Here is a 23,450-nt window from a genome sequence, read left to right on the forward strand (position 1 = left end):
TTGTGTGATAATAGAGTGTTGCCTCTTTTGAGGAAGAAAGAGGCTTTATTATCGATTGTTATGATACATTAATTTAAAAAAATATTGTTTTATTGTGTCGTTAATGTATTCTTATAAGAAAGCAATAGAGTTCATTGCTACGACTTTGCGGAGGTTTGTATGTATGCACAACAAGTTGAAACAGGGGTAAAGGCGGTAAAATCCTTGGCTGAAATGGGGCCAGAAGAAAGGGCCTTTCAGGAGAAAATTGATGCCGAGATTAAAATCGAGGCAAAAAACTGGATGCCAGATAACTATCGTAAGACCCTGATTCGTCAAATTTCGCAACATGCTCACTCAGAAATTGTGGGAATGTTGCCAGAAGGTAACTGGGTCACACGTGCCCCAACCTTGAAACGTAAATTGCAACTGATGGCGAAAATTCAGGATGAAGCCGGGCACGGTTTGTATCTGTATAGCGCAATGGAAACCTTGGGCGCAGATCGTGATGAAGAGATCGAAAAACTTCATTCCGGTCGTGCTAAATACTCCAGTATTTTTAACTATCCCACCTTAAATTGGGCGGATATGGGAGCCGTGGGTTGGTTAGTCGATGGTGCTGCTATCGTCAATCAGGTGGTGTTGCAGCGTACGTCCTATGGTCCTTATTCACGTGCCATGATTCGTATTTGTAAGGAAGAAAGTTTCCACCAGCGCCAAGGTTATGAAATTCTTTTGCATATGATGCGCCACGGCACGCAAGCGCAAAAAGACATGGTGCAAGACGCAATCAATCGCTTGTGGTGGCCATCGCTAATGATGTTTGGTCCAAGTGATGCGGAGTCGCCAAACTCAGCTCAATCCATGGCATGGAAAATCAAACGTCACACCAATGATGAACTGCGTCAACGCTTTATCGATCAGACGGTTCCTCAGTTAGAAATATTGGGTTGTACAGCGCCAGATCCAGACTTGAAGTGGAATGAAGAGCGTGGTCATTACGACTTTGGAGAAATCCAATGGGAAGAGTTCTACGAGGTGCTGAAAGGTAATGGGCCTTGTAATCGCGAACGTTTGGAAACACGTCGAAATGCCATCCAAGACGGAGCGTGGGTACGTGAAGCGGCGGTCGCTCATGCCAACAAAAAACAAAAACAACAGGCTGCAGCCTAACGAATTTGAGGTATTTACCATGTCTGAATGGACACTTTTTGAAGTCTTTATCCGCAGTAAGCACGGTCTTAATCACAAGCATGTGGGCAGTGTGCATGCCACTGATGCTGAAATGGCCATTGAAAATGCACGAGATTTGTACACTCGTCGCAATGAAGGTGTGAGTATTTGGGTTGTGCCATCCGCCGCTATTACGGCAACGGCGAGTGATGAGAAAGAGCCTTTGTTTGATCCAGCAGAAGACAAAGTCTACCGTCATGCCAGTTTTTATGAATTGCCCGATGAAGTCGGACATATGTGAGGTGGTTATGACACAGTACGATGAATTAACCGAGTTTTTACTGCGCCTCGGCGACAGCGCCTTGATCCAAGCCCAGCGCTTGTGTGAATGGACAGGCCGCGCCCCAGCTATTGAAGAAGAAATGGGGATGATGAACGTTGGGCTTGATTTGGTAGGCCAAGCGCGCAATTGGTATGAGTATGCGGCTGAGCGCATTAACGATGGCACCGATGCCGATGTATTAGCGTTTCGTCGTGATGAGCGTGCGTTCCGCAACTTGTTATTAGTTGAACAGCCAAATGGTGATTTTGCTGTCACCATGACAAAGCAGTTTTTTTATGACGCTTGGCAATTTCACCTACTGACAATACTGAAAGACGCAAAAGACGAGCGCATTTCAGCGATTGCCACAAAGTCATTAAAAGAAGTGATCTACCATTTGCGTCGTTCTTCTCAATGGGTTGAGCGTTTAGGAGACGGTACTGACGAAAGCCATCAACGCATGGAAAAAGCGATCGATACGGTTTGGCGCTTTACTGTTGAGTTGGTTGAGAAAAACGCTGCCGAGGTGGCTTTAGCTGAGTCGGGTGATATCCCATCCCTTGCCGAGCTGCCTGAGCAATGGTTAGCGACAGTCAATGAGGTATTCGCTAAAGCGACCTTGACGGTTCCTGATGCACCAAGCACTTTCTATTTGAGTGCGCGAACAGGTATGCATACTGAGCATTTGGGCATCTTATTAGCAGAAATGCAATTCTTACAACGAGCTTATCCCGATGCGAGCTGGTGAGTTAATTACCACCGACCAACAGGGTCGTTCTGGGGGCGAGGCCGATATCCAGCAAGCCTACAAGGTGCTGGAAGAGGTAATGGATCCAGAAGTGCCGGTGGTGAGTGTCATGGACCTTGGTATCGTGCGGGACGTCAGTTGGGTTGATGGGCACCTTAAGGTGGTTGTGACACCAACTTATTCAGGCTGTCCAGCGACGGAATATATCGAAACATCGATACGGGATGCGCTGCAAGAAGCAGGTTTTGCTCATCCGAAAGTATCCCAGCGCTTAGACCCTGCTTGGACAACGGATTGGATTAACGAACAAGGTCGAAATCGCCTTAAAGCATACGGCATCGCTCCCCCAGTTGGGAGCTCAAATAAGCGCTCTTTGTTGTCGGGAATAACACAAGTTGAATGCCCACATTGTGGCAGCAAAGACACGGAGCAAATCAGTGAATTCGGCTCGACAGCCTGTAAAGCGTTATATCGCTGTAAGTCCTGTTTAGAACCTTTTGACTATTTTAAATGCATTTGAGCCATAGATAACAATAATTTGGCCGTGGAGACACAGATGAATCAATTTCACCCACTTACTGTTTCAGATTTACGCCGTGAAACGCGGGACTCTATTTCCCTAGCTTTTGACATCCCTGCGGATTTAGCAAAGGCCTATCAATTTAAACAAGGTCAGTATTTAACATTACGCACTCATCTTGATGGTCAAGAAGTGCGTCGCTCTTACTCCATTTGCAGTGGTGTTCACGATAATGAAATGCGGGTGGCCATTAAACGCGTACCTGATGGACTGTTTTCTACGTTTGCGAATGACTCGATTAAAGTAGGTGATGTTATTGAGGTCATGCCTCCGTTAGGGCATTTTTATTCAGAGCTTGATCCCGCTCGTCATGGCGACTATTTATTGGTTGCTGCAGGCAGCGGTATTACTCCGATTCTATCTATTGCGAAAACCACCTTGGCCACTGAGCCGCACAGTAAAGTCACCCTGTTATATGGTAACCGCTCCACGTCTTCTACCATGTTCCGAGACCAACTTGCCGATCTCAAAAACGCTTATATGGATCGCTTGAATTTGATCTTCGTATTGAGCCGCGAACAGCAGGATATCGATTTGTATAACGGCCATATTGATGCGGATAAATGTCGTGTTCTATTTGATCGTTGGCTGGATGTGAAAGCGCTAACAGGGGCGTTTATTTGTGGCCCTCAATCTATGACAGAAACCGTTCAGGATGTCTTGAAAACGTTAGGCATGCCAGACGAAAACATTCACTTTGAACTGTTTGCTGCCGCTGGCAATGAGCGCAAACGAGAAAAACGTGCCCAGGCTGCTGCCCATGCAGATATGTCAGAAATCACCGTTATTCGTGATGGTCATGGGATGACTTTTGAGTTGAAACAAAATACCGAGAACTTGCTGAATGCGGGCAACGAGCACGGTGCAGACCTGCCGTTTTCATGTCGAGCAGGCGTGTGTTCTACCTGTAAATGTAAGGTGGTTGAAGGCGAAGTGGACATGGACATCAGCATTGGTCTTGAAGACTACGAAGTGGAAGCCGGTTACGTGCTTTCTTGTCAGTCTTACCCTGTGTCCAAAAAGGTTGTGTTGGATTTTGACCAAATCTAATTCAGCTTGATCGTTCGTCTTATTGCATAGAAAGCATAAAGACAGTTAACAACCGAACAATACGATCAGTACATCATAATAACAAAGATGACGGTGGTACTACGCCACCGATGGAGAGAGAACACTATGAGCCAAAGTCCTATCTTACAAAGTTTTATTGCAGGCGAGTGGTTAGGTAACCAAGCTGGACAAGCGTTAGTTAGCCCTGTTAACGGTGAAACGATTTATCATACACACGCTGAAACCATTGATTTTGGCCGTTCACTGGAATTTGCTCGCAGCAAAGGTCGCGCTGCTTTGATGGCGATGGACTTTCAGAGTCGGGCGTCTTGTTTACGAGACTTAGGTAAATATTTACTCGAACACAAAGAGTCATTATACGCGATTTCCTTATTAACCGGTGCCACTCGCAATGATAGCTGGGTAGACATTGAAGGCGGTGCGGGGACGTTATTTGCCTACGCGAGTTTAGGGCGACGAGAATTGCCATCAGGCAACTTGATTCATGAAGACGATGCCTTTCCGTTAGGTCGCGAAGGACAGTTCTATGGCTCCCATATTTTGGTGCCACGTCACGGTGTGGCCGTACATATTAACGCCTTTAACTTCCCTGTTTGGGGCATGTTAGAGAAGTTTGCTGCCAATTTCCTCGCGGGGATGCCCTGTATTGTTAAGCCTGCCACATCCACTTCCTATTTGACCGAAGCGTGTGTGCGCCTGATGCAAGAGTCTGCTGTATTGCCGGAGGGCAGTCTACAGCTGGTAATAGGTCGTACCGGCGATTTGCTGGATCGGTTGGAGGGGCAAGATGTGGTGACCTTCACCGGATCTGCAAGCACTGCCGCCAAGTTGAAAGCCACACCGAACTTAATTAATAACGGCATTCCTTTTAACGCTGAAGCGGATTCACTGAACTGCGCCATCTTAGCGCCGGACGTATCAGTCGACAGTCCTGAGTTTGATCTTTTTGTTAAAGAAGTGGCGCGGGAAATGACCGTGAAAGCGGGGCAAAAATGTACGGCAATTCGTCGTGTCTTGATCCCTGAGAATCAAGTTCAGGCGGTATCTGAACGTCTAACCGCCCGTCTTGCCAAAGTGTCCATTGGTGATCCTCATCTAGACTCGGTACGCATGGGCGCATTGGCGTCTTTTGAGCAAAAAGAGGATGTGTTATCTCAACTCAATTTGTTGTTAGAAAGCAGTCAGGTTGTTTATGGTCATAATGCCTCTTTTGAATGTCTTGGCAACGGCTCTGAAAAGGGGGCGTTTGTACAACCTACCTTGCTACTGAGTAATGACCCAGATGCCGAAGGCGGAGCGCACGACATAGAGGCCTTCGGCCCGATTAGTACGTTAATGCCGTATAAAGATCTTGATCACGCTATCGCGCTTTCTGCCCGTGGTAAAGGCTCTTTGGTCACAACCTTAGTCACACAAGACCCAGATGTTGCCAGAAAAGTGGTGCCTGCTTTGGCTGCGTATCATGGTCGAGTGCATATCTTGAATGAGGCCTCCTCAAAAGAATCCACCGGACACGGTTCGCCATTGCCCATGTTAAAACATGGTGGCCCTGGACGTGCTGGTGGCGGCGAAGAACTGGGGGGAATTCGTGGTGTAAAACATTATATGCAACGTGCTGCTATTCAGGGTTCACCTACCATGCTATCCGCCGTAACGGGTGAGTACGTTCGTGGTGGCGAGACCTATGAGACCGATGTGCATCCTTTCCGTCGTTATTTTGAAGACCTTCGCATTGGCGAGTCTCTACTGACTCATCGACGTACGGTCACAGAAGCCGACATCGTGAACTTCGGTTGCTTGTCTGGCGATCATTTCTATATGCACTTCGACGATATTGCCGCACGAGATTCTCAGTTTGAACAGCGTATTGCTCATGGCTATTTTGTGCTATCCGCTGCTGCGGGTTTATTTGTCTCTCCGGGCGAAGGCCCTGTATTGGCGAATTATGGCTTGGATACGTTGCGCTTTATCACACCGGTTCCAATGGGCGACACCATTCGTGCGCGTTTAACCTGTAAACGCAAAATCGATCAAGGCAAACTAAGTCCTAAAGGTGAGCCACAAGGTGTCGTGGTTTGGGACGTGCAAGTCACCAACCAGCGCGATGAGTTGGTTGCCAGCTATGACATTTTAACCTTGGTTAAGAAGAAATCTGCTTGATCCCGAAAGGGCGGTTAATCCGCCCTGATTTTTTGTAAATGATGTAGATTGACCTAATAAAATAATAAAATAATAAAATAACAAAAATATAGGAGCTGTCATGTCGATTAAAGGTTGGATTGATAGGCATTACCCAGAGCCAAATATCTACCGCTGGGTTGGTTTGGTACTAGAAGGCATTTCTGCAATCGTTTTGCTTTTTTTGATGGCGCTAACTTGTGTGGATGTCGTAGGCCGTTATCTATTTAATAATTCTATTAATGGCGCTTTTGAGCTGACTCAAATCGGTTTGACTGTGATGGTCTTTGCCCAAATGCCATTGATTACATGGCGAGGAAGTCATGTGGTCGTGGATCTATTGGATAATGTACTAGGCAATCGAATTGTTAAGGTGCTTGGTTTATTTTCAGTATTGATTGTCTCTTCTTCGTTTTACTTCTTAGCAGTTCGTATTTATCAACTGGCTGAACGCTCTCTGCGCCGTGGTGAAGTGAGTGAGTATTTAAAAATCCCCACCGGATATTTAACCGAATATATCGCCGTTATGAGCTGGATAACCGCTGCTTGTATGTTGACCTATGGTGCATACCGTGTTCTGAAAGGCAATAACGAACCACAGCAGTTTGGAGAGTAGTATGTCAGTTGTATTAATCGGCTTTGCCGTTCTATTGCTTTTAATCCTAGTTATTCGCATGCCAATCGCGTTCGCAATGGGTGTGGTAGGCTTTTTCGGTTTTGCGATCTTGCAGGGCTTGAGTTTTGACAATGTACTGTCTTTTCGTTGGACGGCGGCCCTTACACTGGCGTCCAGCCGGGTGATAGGAACCGTGCAAGACTACAATTTATCAGTCATTCCTCTATTTATTTTGATGGGGAATTTAGTGACCCGATCTGGGTTATCACAAGAATTATACAATGCGTCTTATGCCTTTCTAGGTCATAGAAAAGGCGGGTTAGCCATGTCAACGGTATTGGCCTGTGGCGGTTTTTCCGCTATTTGTGGATCTAGCTTAGCCACCTCAGCCACCATGGCCAAAGTCGCTATGCCACCCATGCGCAAATTTGGCTATGCGGATAGTTTGGCAACCGCTTCGATTGCGGCTGGTGGAACATTGGGCATATTGATTCCTCCTAGCGTTATCTTGGTTATCTATGGCCTGCTTACCCAGACCAGTATTCGAGAGTTATTTGCGGCTGGTTTTATTCCTGGCATGCTGGGTATTTTCTTGTATATGTGTGCTGTGCGTTTTGTTGTTTGGCGTAACCCTGCTGCAGGCCCTGCTGGTGAACGAATGGGCTTTAAAGAAAGAATGACCGCCCTAAAAAGTATTTGGGGTGTTTTGTTGCTTTTTATTATTGTGATGGGCGGTATTTATTTGGGCGTATTTACTCCGACAGAAGCCGCTGGTATTGGTGCGGGTGGGGCGCTCATCATTGGTTTGAGTCGCCGTAGCCTGAGTTTTGGTGGGATTTTTGAAACGCTGGTAGATACCACTAGAACCTCTGCCATGTTGTTTTGTGTGGTGATCGGTGCGTTCATTTTCTCAGATTTTATAACCCGCGCTGGTCTGCCTGATGCCTTGTTGAATTTTGTCACAGCATTGGAATTAAGTCCGATGCTAGTGATCATGGCTATACTTGTTATTTACATTATTCTTGGAATGGTTTTCGAAAGTCTTTCCATGCTGCTACTGACTGTGCCGGTATTTTATCCTCTGGTATCTAGCCTAGGATTTGACCTTGTCTGGTTTGGCATTGTCGTTGTGGTGGTGACCGAGATTAGTTTAATTACTCCACCTGTGGGGATGAATGTCTTTGTATTAAGTGCCGTATTAAAAAATGTAAAAGCAGGCACAATTTTCAAAGGGGTCACCCCATTCTGGTGTGCCGATATTATTCGGCTTTTTATCATCGTTTTCATCGTTCCGGTATCGATGTTTTTACCCAATTTTTTATATGGGTAAATGGTTTTTATCAATCAGTAGGAGAGAGGAGGGGGGAGATCTATAAGTGTTTAAAGCTTTGGATTCAAAAAGTTGTTATAGAGAACTAAGTTTTTAGTAATGTAAGTCATTAATAATAGGAATAATAAATATGATAAAGATTAAAAAAAATCTACTTTGGGTCGTATGCGGAACGTCTATTTTAGCGTCCGGATTGGCTTCTGCAGCAGAAACGACCTTACATGTGGCAACTTGGCTGCCGCCTACTAGCGCGCAAAATTCAATCGTTTGGCCAACTTGGAAACGGTGGGTTGAAAAGGCGACTGACGGTCGTGTTAAAGTGGATATTGAAAATTTTACTGGTGATCCTAAAACGCTTTTCGATGCAGTAGAAGACGGTGTTTATGATGTAAGCTTTTCTGTCAACACTTATGTACCCGGTCGATTCAAATTAACCAGTGTGGCTGAAATCCCAGGTGAGATAACCAATGCAGAGGTGGGATCTGTAGCACTATGGAAGACCTATGAAAAATTCTTTAAACCTAGTCAAGAATTCCAAGGTCTCAAATTGCTTGCCTTGTTTGTGCATGGTCCAGGTCAGTTGAATACAAACTTCCCTGTCAATTCATTGGACGATCTGATAGGTAAAAAAATGCGTATTGGCGGTGGTTTAGTGAATATTCTTGCTGAACGCTTAAAAGTGACACCCATTTCTGCTCCGGCACCTAAGTCTTATGAATTACTGCAACAAGGCGTCGTTGATGGCACATTCTTACCAGCAGAGCAGCAAAAAACGCTTCGATTAAGCGAAGTAACAACCAACCTTACCTTGTTTCCTAAAGGGCTTTATACAACGGCATTTAGTATTTTTATGAATTCAGATACGTTTGACAGTCTTAGCAAAAAAGACCGAGATGCCATAATGAGTGTTTCGGGTGAAAAGCTTTCAAGATTAGCTGGCGCGGCATGGGGTAAAGCAGACAAGGAAGGCATTTTAGCGGCAAAAGAAAATGGTGTTAACGTGGTATTTCTTACCCCAAATGATGCCATCGTAAAAAAGATGAATAAAGTAGAAAAGGGCATTGATCAGGTATGGATTAATTCTGTCTCTGATCGCAAAGTGGATGCAAAAGCGGCACTTGCTTACTTTAGAAAAAATGTAAATTAATTAAGCCAATAAACATTCGTTGTAAATAACATTAGGACTAAGTCATGTTTATAATAAATAAAAAAATATCAAAATTTATATCGTTTGCTACATTTTGCATTTTTGCTCTTAATATACAACAGGCACAGGCTCGTTCTTGGCAAGAAATTCAACAAAGTGGTGTTCTTAAAGTTGGTTTGTCAGGCGACTATAAGCCAATGTCATATTATGATAAATCAGGAAAACTAAAAGGGTTTGCTGTGGATATGACAACAGATCTAGCAAAATACCTAGGTTTAAAAGTGAAGTTTGTGAAGTTTACTTGGCCCACTTTGTCTCAAGATCTTGCTAATGACAAATTTGATATGGCTGCTGGAGGAGTGACATTAACCAAAAAGCGTTCCAAGCAGTTTTTGTTCTCTGAACCGGTAGTTAAAAACGGAAAAATAATTTTAATTAATTGTAAGAATAAGAAGCTACTAAGTACTCTGAATGATATTAACAAACCCGATGTGAAAGTAATTGTCAATCCTGGTGGTACTAACCAGATTTATGTGGACAAGCATATAACGAAGGCAGATGTAATTCTTACTAAAAATAATTTTGCTAATTTGCAGGGAATTCGTGATGGCTTAGCTGATGCGATGATTACTGATTCAATTGAGGGAAATTACTACCAAGCAACTGAAAAGAATGTCTTTTGTGTCGCTTCGAAAATTTTACCAGGTACATCTAGTGTGAAAGCTTACATGGTGAAAAAGAATAATAAAATTTTGGTAAATAAAATTAACACTTGGTTAAATGGTTCTGAGAAGAACAGCATTATCGCGCATTGGGGATTGCAGCCATAGCTCTTTGCTTCATCATAGGTTAATAAAACGACAAACAAAATGCGAATAAATCCTCTTGCCTCGAATAGCATGATTTGATTCATATGTTGAGGCAAGAGGGCTTGCCGCTCCTTCCCTAGCCGCTATCACTCAATTTTTTCACTCTGCAATAGCGCCCTAAAGTCACAGAGTTAGGGCGCCTAATAAGCTCAATGTAGGCTTCTAAACAACCAATTCCAATGGGCGATACCATTCGTGCGCGTTTAACCTGTAAACGCAAAATCGATCAAGGCAAACTAAGTCCTAAAGGTGAGCCACAAGGTGTCGTGGTTTGGGACGTGCAAGTCACCAATCAGCACGATGAGTTGGTTGCCAGCTATGACATTTTAACCTTGGTTAGAAAAGCGGGCTGATTGGTGGAGAATTTTAGCATCGTTGGCTAGGAAAGGATGACCTCATGTAATCCCGTGTAATTGAGTGATGGTGATGTTTTTTTTATCTTTCCTCTTGGGACAGATAATTGGCTTGCGTTTCACTCAAATACACAACAAAGGGAATACCATATGTCATCCTTCCGACAGCTATATGCACGTTTGGCCTTAGATACGAGTACTCAACGCTCACTATTTACCGCATCATTTTTTGATGCTACAACGTTGACATTAACGCTAGATCCTTCAGCAGAAGGGACGGCTAACTTTGCTATTTTTCAAAACAAAAAATCGGTCGTTGATAAAAGAGTCACCGCAGGGGAGTCCGTTACCTACACGGGTGGGGGGTTAACCTTTTACGTTAATTATTATGATGGGGCGGATTTGCCAAGGGTGAACGTGACGGCAAATGCCTAGATAAAGAGAGTAAGAGGAGAGCGTTCGAAGCTTTCCTCTTACGTTTAAGTTGTTCTCAAGCCGTGACTATTTTACTACCTTATAAACCGCTGCGATGTCTTCATCCGCAAAACCTGCTTTCATGGCTTGTTTGAAAGCTTCGTTAGCAATAGCGGCCGTTGGCAGAGGCTGATCAAGCTGATCCCCTAACGCAACCGCAAGTCGCATGTCTTTTTGCATATGTTTAAGCGGAAAGCTGGTCGTGTAATCTTCATTCAACAGCATGGCCCCTTTGCCTTTAAACATGGGATTCGCCATGGCGCCAGCATCAAGGATTTCTAAAATCTGCTGGCCGTCTAAGCCTGCTTTTTGGCCTAAAGACAGACCTTCGCTGAAGATGCTCAACATGCCGCCCATCATCATGTTCACCACAAGTTTCATATTGGCCCCTTGGCCGACTTCGCCAAGATAGGGGGACATTTTACCCATCACGTCAAAAGCGGGTTTGGCATCGTCATACAGGGATTGATCACCCGCCGCTAAGATGATTAACGTACCGTCTTCGGCAGGTTTTTTGGTACCAGACACGGGGGCTTCTAAAAAGCGGCCGCCTGCTTGAGTAATTAAATGAGCGATTGTTTTTGATGTGCCGTCGTCTACGGTCGACATATCAACATAGCCACGACCTGAGCCAATGCCAGCAGCAACGCCATCTGGCCCTTGGCAAAGTGCCAGAGCGGCGTCTGGATCTGAGACCATGGCAAAGGTAATGTCACAGTTCGCTGCAACGTCTTTCGGTGAGATACCTTGATGGGCACCTTTAACGACTAATTCAGTACATTTTTCTGGGTTGCGATTCCAAACCGTCACATCAAATCCGGCGTTGAGTAAATTTAACGCCATCGCTTTACCCATAATGCCCAAACCTAAAAATCCCACACTAGCCATAAAACCCTCTTTCTTAGTGATATTTCCACCATTGTAACAAATAGAAAAAGGCAGAGTTTGTAAATAATGTTCTAACTGAGACCTTTGCACGATGTCACGAGCGACGCTAAGATGCGGCAAAAACAGACGGCTTTATTCAGCGCGGTCATTCCTCTTATAAGCCAAGTGGAAGCCAGTACGTTGGCGAGGGGCGTTACTTGCCTCCTGACTTTGTGTGTCTTAACGTTTATGGTTTCTCGCATAATGACGACATTCGACGATGCAATTGAGAATACGTGGGTCTCGTTCTCGACTGGCAAGGCACACCATCACCACGTGTTGCTTCATGTCTGGCATATTTTCTATCGACAAAAGTTTGATTTTATTATCAAAAACATGTTCTACGCGGCGCGGTAAAATGGCGTAACCAACGTTGCCACTGACCATGCTCATTAGCGAGAATATATCGCCTACTTCCATCACGACATTGGGTTGTATACTGGCACGCTGGAACACTTTTTTGGTGTCCTCTGCCGTAGCAAAACCACTTGAAAGGGTGACAAAATTTTCGTTCTGAAACGTTTCTAACTTGATGCTGCGCTGCTTGGCAAGAGACGAATCACGACTAACCGCTAACATCAGCTCATCTTCAAACAAAGGCAGAGAGGTAAATTCGTCATCCTCCAGTGTTTTTTCCGATGAAACAATGATGACATCGAGCTCGAAGTTCCTCAGTTTACTCAGCAAAGAGGAATTTGAGCCGAGTGACAGTTCTATATTTAAATCACTTTTGCGTCGTTTTAGCCCTGCAATCAGTTGCGGCAAGGTATTAATGGTCAGCGAGTATAAGGCACCTAACTTAAATTGATTGGAATAGATACCCGCCACTTCCCGAGTGCTGGTAATGCCATCTTGTAAATCATTGAGCACTTGAGTGACTCGTTCTTCCAGCACTCTGGCGCTGGGCAGCGGTGTGAGCAGTCGTCCTTCTTGGCGAAACAAAGGGCATTTTAAGCCTTCCTCTAAGGAGTGAATGGCTCTGTGTACACTGACAGAGCTCAGTTGCAATTGGTTAGCGGCTTCAGACAAGGTGCCTACTTTCATAAAAGTCAGAAAAATTTCCAGCTTTTTCAATGTAATCATTTCATCAAACATAAGGCATCCTAAATCCTGTAAGAGTGTTCTAGAGGAGAGAGTTGACTATCTGTGGGCTGTTTAAACGATTATTAGCATGAGAGTAATGAAGCTTCAAGCAGCTTGATTGATGGCATCGTGTTTCCTTCATACTGTTAAAGAAAAAACAGGATGAAATGCGATGCAAATGAACACTGATTCTGAACGCAATTGGTTCAGTCGCCGTCAGAACAAAGAAAGTCGTATGTTAGAACTGAGTGATCTAGTCGACGGTTCTATCATTCCTACATCAAACATAGTCGCCGCCATGGAGCGACTAATAAAACCGAGCGATAAGGTGGTGCTGGAGGGGAATAACCAAAAACAAGCTGATTTTCTTTCTCGCTCTTTAGCGAGCGTCTCTCCCGAAAAAATCCATAACCTGCATATGATTATGCCCAGTGTCAGCCGTCCCGAACATTTGGATCTTTTTGAGGCGGGCATCGCGCGTAAATTAGACTTTTCTTTTTCTGGCACACAAAGCCTACGCATTGGCCAATTGATGGAAGATGACCTTTTAGAGGTGGGGGCAATACACACCTATATTGAGCTGTATGCACGTTTGTACGTTGATCTGAACCCCAATGTGGCGCTGTTGGCGGGTTTTAAGGCGGACAAACTAGGTAATATCTACACAGGGGCCAGTACAGAAGACACGCCTGCCTTGGTGGAAGCAACGGCCTTTCGTGATGGCATCGTTATTTTTCAAGTCAACGAGATCGTTGACGATGTTGCCGATTTACCCCGAGTGGACATTCCGGCCTCTTGGGTAGACTACATTGTACAGGCTGATCAACCTTTCTTTATTGAGCCTCTTTTTACACGGGATCCACGCTTAATTACGCCATTGCAAGTGTTGATGGGCATGATGGCGATCCGTGGCATTTACGAAAAACATCAAGTGCAATCCCTTAATCATGGCATTGGTTTTAATACTGCGGCAATTGAATTGTTACTACCAACCTATGGCGAGTCCTTAGGGCTAAAAGGCAAAATCTGTCGTCACTGGACGTTGAACCCTCATCCGACTTTGATTCCCGCCATCGAAACTGGCTGGGTCGAGAGTGTGCATTGCTTTGGTACGGAACTTGGCATGGAAGATTACATTGCCCAGCGGCCAGATGTTTTCTTTACCGGAAAAGACGGTTCTATGCGCTCCAACCGTGCTTTTTGCCAGCTAGCAGGGCAGTACGCGGTGGATATGTTTATAGGATCCACCTTGCAAATCGATGGGGATGGCAATTCGTCTACCGTAACGCGTGGACGTTTAGCTGGCTTTGGTGGGGCACCGAATATGGGCCACGACCCTGGCGGTCGTCGTCATTCCTCCCCCGCATGGCTGGATATGAAAGCAGACGATTCCTTGTTAACAAAAGGCCGCAAGCTGGTGGTGCAGATGGTGGAAACTTACCAAGACAGTAGTAAATCGACCTTTGTTGAAGAGCTGGATGCCTTGGCAATGGCCCGAGATTACCGCATGCCCTTGGCTCCCGTGATGATCTATGCCAGTGATGTGACCCATGTACTGACCGAGGAAGGGATTGCTTATGTATACAAAGCCCAATCCTTGGAACAACGAAGAGCCATGATTGCCGCTGTGGCGGGGGTAACACCACTTGGGCTCAGCCAAGACCCGGAAGTAACCGCGCAATTACGCCGCGATGGTTTGGTTGCTTACCCGCAAGATTTAGGGATCAGGCGCAGTGATGCCAGTCGAGATTTACTGGCCGCTTCCAGTATCGCGGATTTGGAAACTTGGTCAAACGGGCTTTATAAGCCACCTGCAAAATTTCGGAGCTGGTAATGGGAAGCTATTTAAAAAAAGACACACAGCAAGTCATTGACGCCGTAACTGGGATCTCCTTAAGGCGTCTTGATGCGGCGAATCTTGCTTACCTTGCTTACAACGCATTAGTGCAAGAAGCCACGCTAACGCCTAAACCTGCGTTGGTGGATCGTCGCGGTTCTGGTGCCCATTTGGATATGGACATGGCTCTGTTATTAACATCGGCCCGTTGTCTTCAACCTTACTTTTGTGAGATGGCGGATAAGGCGTTCGCATACCCCTTAGGTCCTGAATTACGCCAGCATATTGGTGCCATTGGGCGGGATGCTGAAAAGGCCATGTTACAAGAAACAAATGGCGTTAATACCCATAAAGGCGCTATTTGGGCGCTGGGGTTATTGGTCTCAGCGGCAACACAAGCCAACACCCTTGATGAGCTGTTTGATCATGCTGCGCACTTAGCGATGCTACCAGACTCAGGCCTTAATACGGTCTATTTAAGTAATGGTTTACAGGTACGTCACCAATATGGTCTATCCGGCGCCAAAGAAGAGGCCCAATTAGGGTTTCCCCATGTGAAAGAACTTGGTTTACCCATGTTGTTACAGAGTCGAGCCCGAGGCGATAGCGAATCCCATGCACAACTCAATGGGCTATTAGCCATCATGACGAGACTGTCAGACACCTGTGTAGCATCTCGTTCAGGGCTGGAAGGATTAGAGGCGATGCAGCAAGGCGCCAGTGCTGTGTTGAATGCAGGCGGCGTAGGCACCTCGTTGGGTTGTCAGTTACTAAGCGATTTAGAACACACACTCTTGTCATGTAATGCCTCGCCTGGTGGTGCCGCGGATTTACTGGCTGCCACACTTTTTATCGATGGTCTGTTTGATCGACAGTCTGCTCAAACATCAAGCGAACCGCTAATTTAGGAGCTTCTATGAATACTTTTCATTTTACTCGTCCGGCCCGTAACGTGCCAATTGATCGAGCCCTAGTTGGCTATGTGGGATCAGGAGACCTAGAAGTCATGATCGACAATAGCGATCAGCCCCAAGCGGAGATTTATATCCATTCATCCGCTGAGCAGGGAGAGCAGCGTTGGTTAAGCATCATTGAGCGTCTTGAAGTGGCGCATCCATTACCTGCGATGCGCATGGATATCCATGATTTTTCTGCCACACCGGGGGTGATTCGTTTGCGTCTAGAGCAGGCTTTAGAGCAAGCCTTAGCCAAGGAGTTGTCTTATGAGTAATGGAAATGATCCAAGATTGGCCATCAGTTTTGTTGAGCAAAGTGCGAGAAAGCGCGTTGAACACATACTGGATGCGGGTTCCATGCGAGAAATGGTGACGCCGTTCGATCGTGTCACCTCTCCTTGGTTAGAAATGCAAGGTATAGTGCCGCAGTTTGATGATGGTGTGGTGACGGCTCGCGGTTCGATCAATGGAAAATCGGTGGTGGCCATCGCCGTCGACGGCAGTTTTCAGGGCGGTAGCTTGGGGGAAGTGGCCGGGGCAAAAATAGCCGGCACACTTGAGTTAGCGGTCGAGGCGAATCAAGCAGGGGAATCCATTGCAGCGGTACTGATATTAGAAACCGGTGGCGTGCGGCTTCAAGAGGCCAACTTAGGCTTGGCGGCGATTGCCGAAATTCAATCGGCGATTGTTGCCTTGCGTCAGTTTCAGCCAGTTGTCGCTTTGATTACAGGTCCTGTGGGTTGCTTTGGTGGCATGTCTATTACGGCAGGCTTATGTAGTTATCTATTAATGACCCGCGAAGGTCGCCTTGGTTTGAATGGGCCTCAGGTGATTGAGCAAGAAGCAGGCGTCAGCGAGTACGATTCTCAGGATCGCTCCTTTATTTGGGGATTAACAGGAGGCGAACAACGTGATGCTACGGGCTTGATTGACGATTTTATTGACTTGGATGTCATCAAAGTTCGCCAAAAAGTCCAAGAATATCTGAGTAAAGGTGTGCCGGAGGCATTTCGTAGCGAAGCAATTCAATCCTCTTTAGATCGACTGAAAAAGGTGGACACCCGCTCACAAATAACAGCGGAAATGGCCCGTGCGATCTTGTCTAAGGAGGCGTCCCTATGAATATGTTGGCATCCCATCGTGGCCGTATTTGGTTTGATTTGCTCGCAGCACAAATGACCGTCAAAGAAGGTGCGGTGCCTTCTCTTTTGATTGGTGAAGGTGAGCTGTCTGGACGAACCTGTTCTCTATTATTGGTTCAGCCCGATGCTAATAATCGCTATCCGCGAGCACGCCATGGGGAAGTGGGTCTGTTAGAAGGCTGGGCTTTGGCAGAGGCGGTTAGCCATATTGTGTCGCAGGAAGCGACGGTTGAGCCAGTACATAAATCGTCCATTATCGCTATCGTTGATGTGCCTAGCCAAGCTTATGGGCGTAGAGAAGAAGCGTTGGGCATTCATCAAGCCTTGGCGGGTGCGGTATCCGCTTACGTCCAAGCGAGGCAAGCAGGCCATCCGGTTATTTCTCTATTAGTGGGGAAAGCCATGTCGGGGGCATTTTTAGCACACGGTTATCAAGCCAATAGTATTTTGGCGTTGAATGACTCAGGCGTCATGGTGCATGCCATGGGCAAAGCGGCCGCCGCACGCATCACTATGCGCTCGGAAGACGCGCTGGACGAGCTGGCCAAAACCGTACCACCTATGGCTTACGATCTTAAAAGCTTTGCCACCTTGGGGATTATCGACCACTTTATCGATGTTAGCAGTGCCATTGCTCCCTCACTTGAAGACATTGAGTTAGTACAAAGACAATTGGTTCAAGCGGTGAAAAACCTTGGTGGTGACACCCAAATCACCAAGCGATTGCAAGGGGAAAATCGAGAGGCATCCCGCTTGGTACGTGAACGGCTTCGTGCCCAATGGAAAGGCGCTGCATCAAAATGATGAATTGGAAGGCGCACGATTTACTTTGGCTTGATCGTTCTTCGTTGATTGCCAAAGACGAAACACAGGGCTTGCCTTATTGGGTAACTGAGGGAAATGGCCCTGTTGTCGTGCGCCGCGAAAAAATGGCAACACCCAAGTTAATTGCCGTTGGTGTGCGTGGTGCCAATAAACGCCAGCGTTACGCCGCCTATGCGTCTGTGGCTGCTGTGCAATCACGCGTCACCCCCTATGACATAGCCAAGGGGCAAGCTTGGATGGAGCATCCGGATCGATTCACCATGCCCGTGTTGCAGGCGTTGGCAAGCGTCGCCCCAGTGCTGGATGGAAACAATTTACCATGGGGAATAACGGGCAGCCTTGGCTATGAGCTAGCGACAGGAGATCGGCAAATACACGCGGACAGTGATCTTGATTTAGTGATCCAATCCCCTGAGCCATTAACTAAGCCTTGCGCTCGGGACATATGGCAAAACTTCGGTGAATTACCCTGTCGCTTGGATATTCAAATCGAAACCCCCACGGGGGCCATCGCGTTACTGGAGTGGGCGGGGCAGAGCCAAACAGTATTGCTGAAATCGGAAACTGGCCCCTTTTTGGTGAGGGATCCTTGGCGAGAAGGGGGGAGCTTATGACCACGGTATTTACTTTTCCCGGGCAGGGGGCACAACGGCCATTGATGCTGCAACATTTACCCAAGCATCCACAAGTGAGGGAGGCGATAGAGCAAGCGGAAGAGGGGTTAGGTGTTTCGTTAGGCGCTCTAGATTCTGCTGAGGCATTAAAAGACACGGTGAATGTACAGCTTAGTTTGCTTATCTGTGGGGTTGCTTGGGGACGTTACCTGCAAGCGAATGACATCACACCTGCCTATGTTTTGGGTTTGTCTATTGGTGCCTATCCTGCTGCCGTTGTGGCTGGCTGTTTGCGTTTTACGGATGCCCTATCTCTGGTGAAAACGCGTGGAGAATTAATGAAAAGCGCTTATCCGTCCGGCTATGGCATGCTCGCCATCACAGGTACGGTGTTTGAACAAGTGCAAGCGGTGGTGGAAGCACTCCAAAATCAAGGCAAACGTATTTATCTAGCGAACCTAAATGCTCCGAAGCAATTTGTGTTAGCTGGCGATCAAGCATCACTCAAACAAGCGGCAGAGAGGGTTCGTAAAAAAGGTTCGGGTACCAGCTCGCTTCTTGATGTGGCCGTTCCGTCTCATTGCCCTTTACTCAGTGCGGAATCTCAGCAGTTGTTGGAAACATTTCAGTACATCGAGCTAGACGAGCCTGTTGTACGTTATGTCAGCGCCGCTAAAGCCAGAGTGATCAAACAAGCGAGCGCCATAAAGGAAGATCTAGCGCTTAATATGGCGCATCAACTGCACTGGCATGATAGCTGCGAAATGCTCGTCGAGCGCGGTGTGAGCAAAGCCATTGAAATGCCGCCAGGGAGCACACTAACCAGTTTGTTTCGTAACACGCTTCGTCACGGTGTGTGTTATAGCGTCGAAAATACCAAGTTGAATACTTTATATTTTGGAGGAAGACAGTAAATGGAGGGAGAAAGCAAAGATAAACGGTAATGGACTCAAGATAAGGTAACGAAGAAGAAAACCTTTTTATCCAGTAAAACAAAAATTACAAAATTGGAGAGCAGTATGATTATTTATGGAGTGTCATTATTAGCAATCTGTACGTTAGTTGGTATTAGCATTGGGCAGGTGTTAGGGCACTTATTAGGCCTTCCTGCTAATGTGGGGGGTGTCGGCATCGCGATGATTTTATTGATTCTGTCTGGCAGTTATCTCAATAAAAAAGGGGTGATCGATCCAAAAACGGAACAGGGTGTTGAATTTTGGAGTGCGGTGTATATTCCCGTCGTGGTGGCGATGGCGGCAAAGCAGAATGTATTTGGTGCCTTTAGTGGCGGTGCCATGGCAATTAGTGCAGGTGTGACGGCGGTTGTCCTTGGTTTTGCCTTGGTGCCAGTGCTTGATCGTATGGGCAAAGAGAAGACGCAAGCGTCAACGTCCATTTCGTCTCCCTCTACTGACCGCGTCTAAGGTGGCACTATGTTTGAGTCTTTATTGTTAGTTAGCACAAAATACAGCTTAATCGTCGGTTTTGCCGTGATTGGTTTAACCATGTGGTTTTCTTACTGGCTGTCCGCAAAGTTCACCCGTGGACGGGTTCATGGCTCCGCCATCGCGATTCTTTTAGGGCTAACCATGGCGTACTTCAGTGGGGCGTTTACGGGTGGTCATAAAGGGGTTGTTGATATTCCCTTGTTATCTGGTATTGGTTTACTGGGTGGGTCGATGTTACGAGATTTTGCCATTGTCGCGACTGGCTTTGGTGTCAAAATTGAAGAAATCAAACGGGCGGGTAAAAGTGGTGTATTGGCGCTTTTCCTTGGCATCTTCTCTTCCTTTATCGCGGGGGCAGGCATTGCCATGGCGTTTGGCTACACGGATGCGGTTAGTATCACAACGATTGGCGCCGGTGCGATTACGTACATTGTCGGTCCTGTGACAGGGGCGGCTATTGGTGCAAGCTCCGAGGTAATGGCACTGTCTATTGCGGCTGGTTTGGTGAAATCCATCTTGGTCATGGTAGTAACACCTTTTGTTGCGCCACTTATTCAACTTAATAACCCAAGAACCGCCGTTATCTTTGGTGGATTAATGGGCACATCGAGCGGTGTGGCGGCAGGGCTTGCGGCAACGGACCCTAAATTGGTTCCTTATGGTTGTTTAACCGCGGCTTTTTATACCGCGCTTGGTTGCCTTTTAGGGCCTTCTGTTTTGTTCTTAGCAGTAAGAGCGTTGTTGCCAGGTTAACTTGTTAATCACGTATTATGAAAAGTAATGATTAAGGAGGTGCGAATAAGTCGCCTAAGCTTGTATTCTTTGTTAAGCATCTCGTCAATAGGTTTACTATTCACATTCGATGCTTGCCGCGAATAGCAAGCTTTTATCCGCATGCTGATGCCTACATGGATGTAGGTGATTAGGGCAATGCAGGAGCAGTTGCCGAGACCAGAGGACTTGTTCGTACCTTCCTCAGTAATGGCGCTTTAGTCCCAAACAATTGCAGAATCAGTGAATTTTTATGAAGCCTCGTCAAGCAAAGCAAGATCCTCAGAAGGATTTATTCCGGCCTCAGCTAATCGATATTATTAACCTCAGCCATGAACCAGCTTTCTTTCGCCGATACAAAATTTACTAGCAAACGTAAACCCGGAACCCCACAAAGAGCTTTTTATAGGACGGATGAATGAGCTGATTCCATGGCAGCATCTTGCAGCCCAAATTGATCCGTTCTAACCAAAAGCAGGAAATGGTTAATACTAAACCACAATTTTACCCACTAAATTCCCCAGTATAGCCTGCAATTGCGGATATGCGCTATTACCCTGTAAGCACTGTAATAGGCGTGTTAGTACTTGGCCTAGCATTTGTGCCAGGCTGTGGGTGAAGATTTTTTCAGCCTGCATTTTGCGTGAGTAAAGGGTGGTAAATGCTTGGAAGATCAGGCAGCTGGCGAGGTGTTGGTCCCAGTGTTGATCGTCTATAGCGAGTTGCATGTTGTGTTGCCAGCGTTGGCGGTATTGTTCGGGTAAGGTGAGTGGGGCTTGCAGGTGGTTGTAGATCATGACATTGCTGTCGAGGTGGCGTTCCATTTTGCCGATTAGTAGGGTGGCTATGTCCATTAGGGCGTGTCCAAATTTGCCATGTTCGAAGTCGAGCAGGTAGATTTTGCCATCACGTAAAATCGATTGTCGGCCATCGACCAGGTCGTCGTGGATAAAGGCGTGGAAGTGGCCGGGTTGGTTGAGGTCGTGTAGTACTTGCTGAGTGAGTTGGATAAAGGTGTGGTAGTTTTGGTGGTCGAGCACTTCGATGTATTCGGAGAGTAGGTCGCGTGCTTGGGTGAAGGCGTGTTGTTGTACGGTTTTCAGGTGTTGGCAGTTGTGTTGGTCGTTTGTGCTTAATAATGCTTGGTATTGTGCGTGTTGCTGATGGGTGGCGGTATGCAGGTTAACAAATACGTCGGCGACTTCTTGCCATAGGTTGTCGGGTATCTGTGGGTCGTTTGCACCCAGGTCTTCTATCAGCAGGATGCGTTGGTTGTAGTGGTAGAGTAATGGCCAGGCGGCAAAGCGGTTTCTGATATTCATTAAAAAGCGATAACTGAGGATTTCATTGGCAAAGGTGATGGCTTTGGTTTGTTGTTGCGGGTCGAAGAAGTAGTCTTCAGATAAGTATTTGGCAATGCAGCGCAGTTCTTTTCCTTGTGGGGTTTGCAGCCATACTCTGGCGGCATGTATGCGCGCATTGGAGTTGAGTTTTTGTTTTTTCACTACCTGTACTGGAGTGTTGAAATAACCCGCGGCTAGGCGGGCTATTTCGTGTTCTACGGTGTGGTTATATTCCGCTGTAGTGTGGTTGGGTTGTTCTACAGTTAGCACAATAGGTTCTCTCTTTGGCTTAGCTCGATCTTATGTTTCACCGATCGCAGTAGCAGATCGGTGAGGCATGTGGGTTAGAGTGTGATCAGGTCATTTTTTGAATAAAGGCCAGGGTAATATAGGCTGGCATGATATTGACCGGGCTCGGGTTGCTTTGACCAACGGAAATGTTCACCGTGGCGTCATCAATTGAGCCGGTGACTGTGACGGTGGTGTCGCTGGTGTTAATGGTTGTGGGGTCTTCCCATAGGCCTACGCCTGAGCCGGTGCTGGCAATATTACTGGTCCATTGGGTGGTTTCTCCATCTAGGGTGGCATGGGTGTATGGGTGGCTATGGGGGGAGGCTGTGATGGTAATACCATGGGTATGTTGTGAGCTACCTGATAGTTGCGGAATGTTTTGTGCGTTTAGGGTGGTGGTGTTGCTGCCTCCGGTTGGGTAGGTCCCTTCGGTTTGGCTGCTGGCGCCATAGACAAATTTATTGCGTAGGTCCGGGGTGCCATTGGTGCCGTCGCACAGTTGGTAGCCTGTGGGGATGCCGGTGGTGTCTCCACTCCACATTAGGATGGCGCCTTTGGGGATTTGCGAGCCATTGACGGCTACGGCGATGTTTCTGGACAGCCGCACCGGTTGGCCGTTATCGACTTGGCCTTTGACTTCTACGGTAAAGACGGTATCTCTGGTAAGTGCGGGAGATTCCCATTCCCATTGTTCGCTGTTGCTGGATTCAGGATTAATCTTTGTTTGCCCGGAAAACGGTGTGGAGTAGCGGATGGTGATGTTGTTGGCATCGACGACGGAGGTATTCCACAGTAGGGTAATGGTTGATCCACTGTCGACTTCGGCAACCGGTTTGTATTCACTGCCATCTTTGACGACGGCACACAGACCATCAAAGTAAAAGTTGGTGGGGAAGGTGGATACTTGGAAATCACAGTGGGTGGGATTTTGCTGGGCCAGGGTTTCGGTGATGGTGATATTGCTATTGCCGCTGGATGACATGGTGGTCATGCCAAATAGTTGCAGCACTAGGGAGCCATTGTTCGGCATTTGGTAGCTGGGACTTTTGGGGGACAGGGTAACGTTGCCCGAGCTGGTGTCTATGCTAGCGCTCCAGTTTGTGCTATCCGACAATGAGCTGCCAATACCTGCCATACTGGGGGTGATACCGCCACTGCCGATCGGAATAGCAAATACGATGGAGGTGATTGTTTGGGCGGCACCGGTGGTATTGGTAATAATAAATTCTAGTGATGCGCTGGTTTTATTGATTACCAACGGGTCAGGGTTGGTTTGCAAGGCATAGGTCAGATTGGTATTGCAGGTAGTGGGTACAATAATGGTGCAGTTGGGTTTTGTCGCTTGCATAGTAATTTCCTTGGGTAATAACGTT

Annotated in this window: 25 protein-coding genes; 21 read left to right on the forward strand and 4 right to left on the reverse strand. The window is 46.8% G+C overall.

From position 1 onward, the window contains the following. Window positions 1-159 precede the first annotated feature (159 nt). From paaA to MSP8886_RS13350, 12 genes are all read left to right on the forward strand, one after another. Window positions 160-1,152, forward strand: coding sequence for a 1,2-phenylacetyl-CoA epoxidase subunit PaaA (gene paaA / locus MSP8886_RS13300; RefSeq protein ID WP_067017220.1), 993 nt, complete (start codon window positions 160-162; stop codon window positions 1,150-1,152). Between the two features lie 19 nt (window positions 1,153-1,171). After that, window positions 1,172-1,453: a 1,2-phenylacetyl-CoA epoxidase subunit PaaB gene (gene paaB, locus MSP8886_RS13305; RefSeq protein WP_067017223.1), complete on the forward strand. Its 282-nt coding sequence runs from the start codon at window positions 1,172-1,174 to the stop codon at window positions 1,451-1,453. Between the two features lie 7 nt (window positions 1,454-1,460). After that, window positions 1,461-2,222, forward strand: coding sequence for a 1,2-phenylacetyl-CoA epoxidase subunit PaaC (paaC, locus tag MSP8886_RS13310; RefSeq protein ID WP_067017530.1), 762 nt, complete (start codon window positions 1,461-1,463; stop codon window positions 2,220-2,222). After that, window positions 2,209-2,742: a 1,2-phenylacetyl-CoA epoxidase subunit PaaD gene (paaD, locus tag MSP8886_RS13315; protein WP_067017224.1), complete on the forward strand. Its 534-nt coding sequence runs from the start codon at window positions 2,209-2,211 to the stop codon at window positions 2,740-2,742. The genes paaC and paaD overlap by 14 nt, the downstream gene beginning before the upstream one ends. A gap of 36 nt (window positions 2,743-2,778) precedes the next feature. Then, window positions 2,779-3,852 carry a 1,2-phenylacetyl-CoA epoxidase subunit PaaE gene (gene paaE / locus MSP8886_RS13320; RefSeq protein WP_067017226.1) on the forward strand — a complete coding sequence of 358 codons (1,074 nt, stop codon included), beginning with the start codon at window positions 2,779-2,781 and terminating at the stop codon, window positions 3,850-3,852. Window positions 3,853-3,978: 126 nt separating this feature from the next. After that, the gene (paaZ, locus tag MSP8886_RS13325; protein ID WP_067017228.1) at window positions 3,979-6,033 is read left to right on the forward strand and encodes a phenylacetic acid degradation bifunctional protein PaaZ; all 2,055 of its coding nucleotides are present in this window, start codon (window positions 3,979-3,981) and stop codon (window positions 6,031-6,033) included. 100 nt (window positions 6,034-6,133) lie between these two features. Next, the gene (locus tag MSP8886_RS13330; RefSeq protein WP_067017230.1) at window positions 6,134-6,667 is read left to right on the forward strand and encodes a TRAP transporter small permease; all 534 of its coding nucleotides are present in this window, start codon (window positions 6,134-6,136) and stop codon (window positions 6,665-6,667) included. Between the two features lies 1 nt (window position 6,668). Continuing rightward, window positions 6,669-7,997 (forward strand): TRAP transporter large permease, encoded by a 1,329-nt coding sequence (locus MSP8886_RS13335; protein ID WP_067017232.1) that lies wholly within the window; start codon window positions 6,669-6,671, stop codon window positions 7,995-7,997. Between the two features lie 130 nt (window positions 7,998-8,127). After that, entirely contained in the window at window positions 8,128-9,144 is a 1,017-nt protein-coding gene (locus MSP8886_RS13340; RefSeq protein WP_067017233.1) for a TRAP transporter substrate-binding protein, read from the forward strand. 44 nt (window positions 9,145-9,188) lie between these two features. Next, complete coding sequence (locus MSP8886_RS13345; protein WP_083200954.1) at window positions 9,189-9,974, forward strand: transporter substrate-binding domain-containing protein; 786 nt, start codon at window positions 9,189-9,191, stop codon at window positions 9,972-9,974. A gap of 218 nt (window positions 9,975-10,192) precedes the next feature. Next, window positions 10,193-10,366: a hotdog family protein gene (locus MSP8886_RS21935; RefSeq protein ID WP_217491348.1), complete on the forward strand. Its 174-nt coding sequence runs from the start codon at window positions 10,193-10,195 to the stop codon at window positions 10,364-10,366. A gap of 150 nt (window positions 10,367-10,516) precedes the next feature. Beyond that, entirely contained in the window at window positions 10,517-10,801 is a 285-nt protein-coding gene (locus MSP8886_RS13350; protein WP_067017235.1) for a hypothetical protein, read from the forward strand. Between the two features lie 66 nt (window positions 10,802-10,867). On the opposite strand, the gene MSP8886_RS13355 is transcribed toward MSP8886_RS13350, so the two are convergent. Both MSP8886_RS13355 and MSP8886_RS13360 read right to left on the reverse strand, forming a co-directional pair. Beyond that, window positions 10,868-11,728, reverse strand: coding sequence for an NAD(P)-dependent oxidoreductase (locus MSP8886_RS13355; protein ID WP_067017237.1), 861 nt, complete (start codon window positions 11,726-11,728; stop codon window positions 10,868-10,870). A gap of 219 nt (window positions 11,729-11,947) precedes the next feature. Further along, window positions 11,948-12,862 (reverse strand): LysR family transcriptional regulator, encoded by a 915-nt coding sequence (locus tag MSP8886_RS13360; protein WP_067017239.1) that lies wholly within the window; start codon window positions 12,860-12,862, stop codon window positions 11,948-11,950. 160 nt (window positions 12,863-13,022) lie between these two features. Here MSP8886_RS13360 and mdcA point away from each other — a divergent pair, with 160 nt between their 5' ends. The 9 genes from mdcA to madM all read left to right on the forward strand — a co-directional run bounded on the left by mdcA (window position 13,023) and on the right by madM (window position 20,425). Next, window positions 13,023-14,684, forward strand: a complete 1,662-nt coding sequence (gene mdcA / locus MSP8886_RS13365) for a malonate decarboxylase subunit alpha (protein ID WP_067017242.1) — start codon at window positions 13,023-13,025, stop codon at window positions 14,682-14,684. Further along, window positions 14,684-15,595: a triphosphoribosyl-dephospho-CoA synthase gene (locus tag MSP8886_RS13370; RefSeq protein WP_083200955.1), complete on the forward strand. Its 912-nt coding sequence runs from the start codon at window positions 14,684-14,686 to the stop codon at window positions 15,593-15,595. The genes mdcA and MSP8886_RS13370 overlap by 1 nt, the downstream gene beginning before the upstream one ends. Window positions 15,596-15,603: 8 nt before the next feature. After that, complete coding sequence (gene mdcC / locus MSP8886_RS13375) at window positions 15,604-15,918, forward strand: malonate decarboxylase acyl carrier protein (protein WP_067017244.1); 315 nt, start codon at window positions 15,604-15,606, stop codon at window positions 15,916-15,918. Then, complete coding sequence (locus MSP8886_RS13380; protein ID WP_067017248.1) at window positions 15,911-16,765, forward strand: biotin-independent malonate decarboxylase subunit beta; 855 nt, start codon at window positions 15,911-15,913, stop codon at window positions 16,763-16,765. The genes mdcC and MSP8886_RS13380 overlap by 8 nt, the downstream gene beginning before the upstream one ends. Continuing rightward, window positions 16,762-17,589, forward strand: coding sequence for a biotin-independent malonate decarboxylase subunit gamma (gene mdcE / locus MSP8886_RS13385; RefSeq protein WP_067017250.1), 828 nt, complete (start codon window positions 16,762-16,764; stop codon window positions 17,587-17,589). The genes MSP8886_RS13380 and mdcE overlap by 4 nt, the downstream gene beginning before the upstream one ends. Continuing rightward, window positions 17,586-18,224: a malonate decarboxylase holo-ACP synthase gene (locus MSP8886_RS13390; protein ID WP_067017251.1), complete on the forward strand. Its 639-nt coding sequence runs from the start codon at window positions 17,586-17,588 to the stop codon at window positions 18,222-18,224. Before mdcE ends, MSP8886_RS13390 begins: the two co-directional genes overlap by 4 nt. Next, on the forward strand, window positions 18,221-19,138 hold the full coding sequence (gene mdcH, locus MSP8886_RS13395) for a malonate decarboxylase subunit epsilon (RefSeq protein WP_067017252.1): 918 nt from the start codon (window positions 18,221-18,223) through the stop codon (window positions 19,136-19,138). Before MSP8886_RS13390 ends, mdcH begins: the two co-directional genes overlap by 4 nt. A gap of 105 nt (window positions 19,139-19,243) precedes the next feature. Further along, window positions 19,244-19,648 carry a malonate transporter subunit MadL gene (madL, locus tag MSP8886_RS13400; protein ID WP_067017254.1) on the forward strand — a complete coding sequence of 135 codons (405 nt, stop codon included), beginning with the start codon at window positions 19,244-19,246 and terminating at the stop codon, window positions 19,646-19,648. A 9-nt stretch (window positions 19,649-19,657) separates the two neighbouring features. Continuing rightward, window positions 19,658-20,425, forward strand: a complete 768-nt coding sequence (gene madM / locus MSP8886_RS13405; RefSeq protein ID WP_067017257.1) for a malonate transporter subunit MadM — start codon at window positions 19,658-19,660, stop codon at window positions 20,423-20,425. 509 nt (window positions 20,426-20,934) lie between these two features. Here madM and MSP8886_RS13410 read toward each other — a convergent pair. Together MSP8886_RS13410 and MSP8886_RS13415 are read right to left on the reverse strand one after the other, a co-directional pair. Beyond that, window positions 20,935-22,056: a hypothetical protein gene (locus MSP8886_RS13410; protein WP_067017259.1), complete on the reverse strand. Its 1,122-nt coding sequence runs from the start codon at window positions 22,054-22,056 to the stop codon at window positions 20,935-20,937. Window positions 22,057-22,141: 85 nt separating this feature from the next. After that, window positions 22,142-23,425 carry a hypothetical protein gene (locus tag MSP8886_RS13415; protein WP_067017261.1) on the reverse strand — a complete coding sequence of 428 codons (1,284 nt, stop codon included), beginning with the start codon at window positions 23,423-23,425 and terminating at the stop codon, window positions 22,142-22,144. Between the last annotated feature and the right edge of the window lie 25 nt (window positions 23,426-23,450).

This window comes from Marinomonas spartinae (genome assembly GCF_900089775.1).
Lineage (GTDB): Bacteria > Pseudomonadota > Gammaproteobacteria > Pseudomonadales > Marinomonadaceae > Marinomonas > Marinomonas spartinae.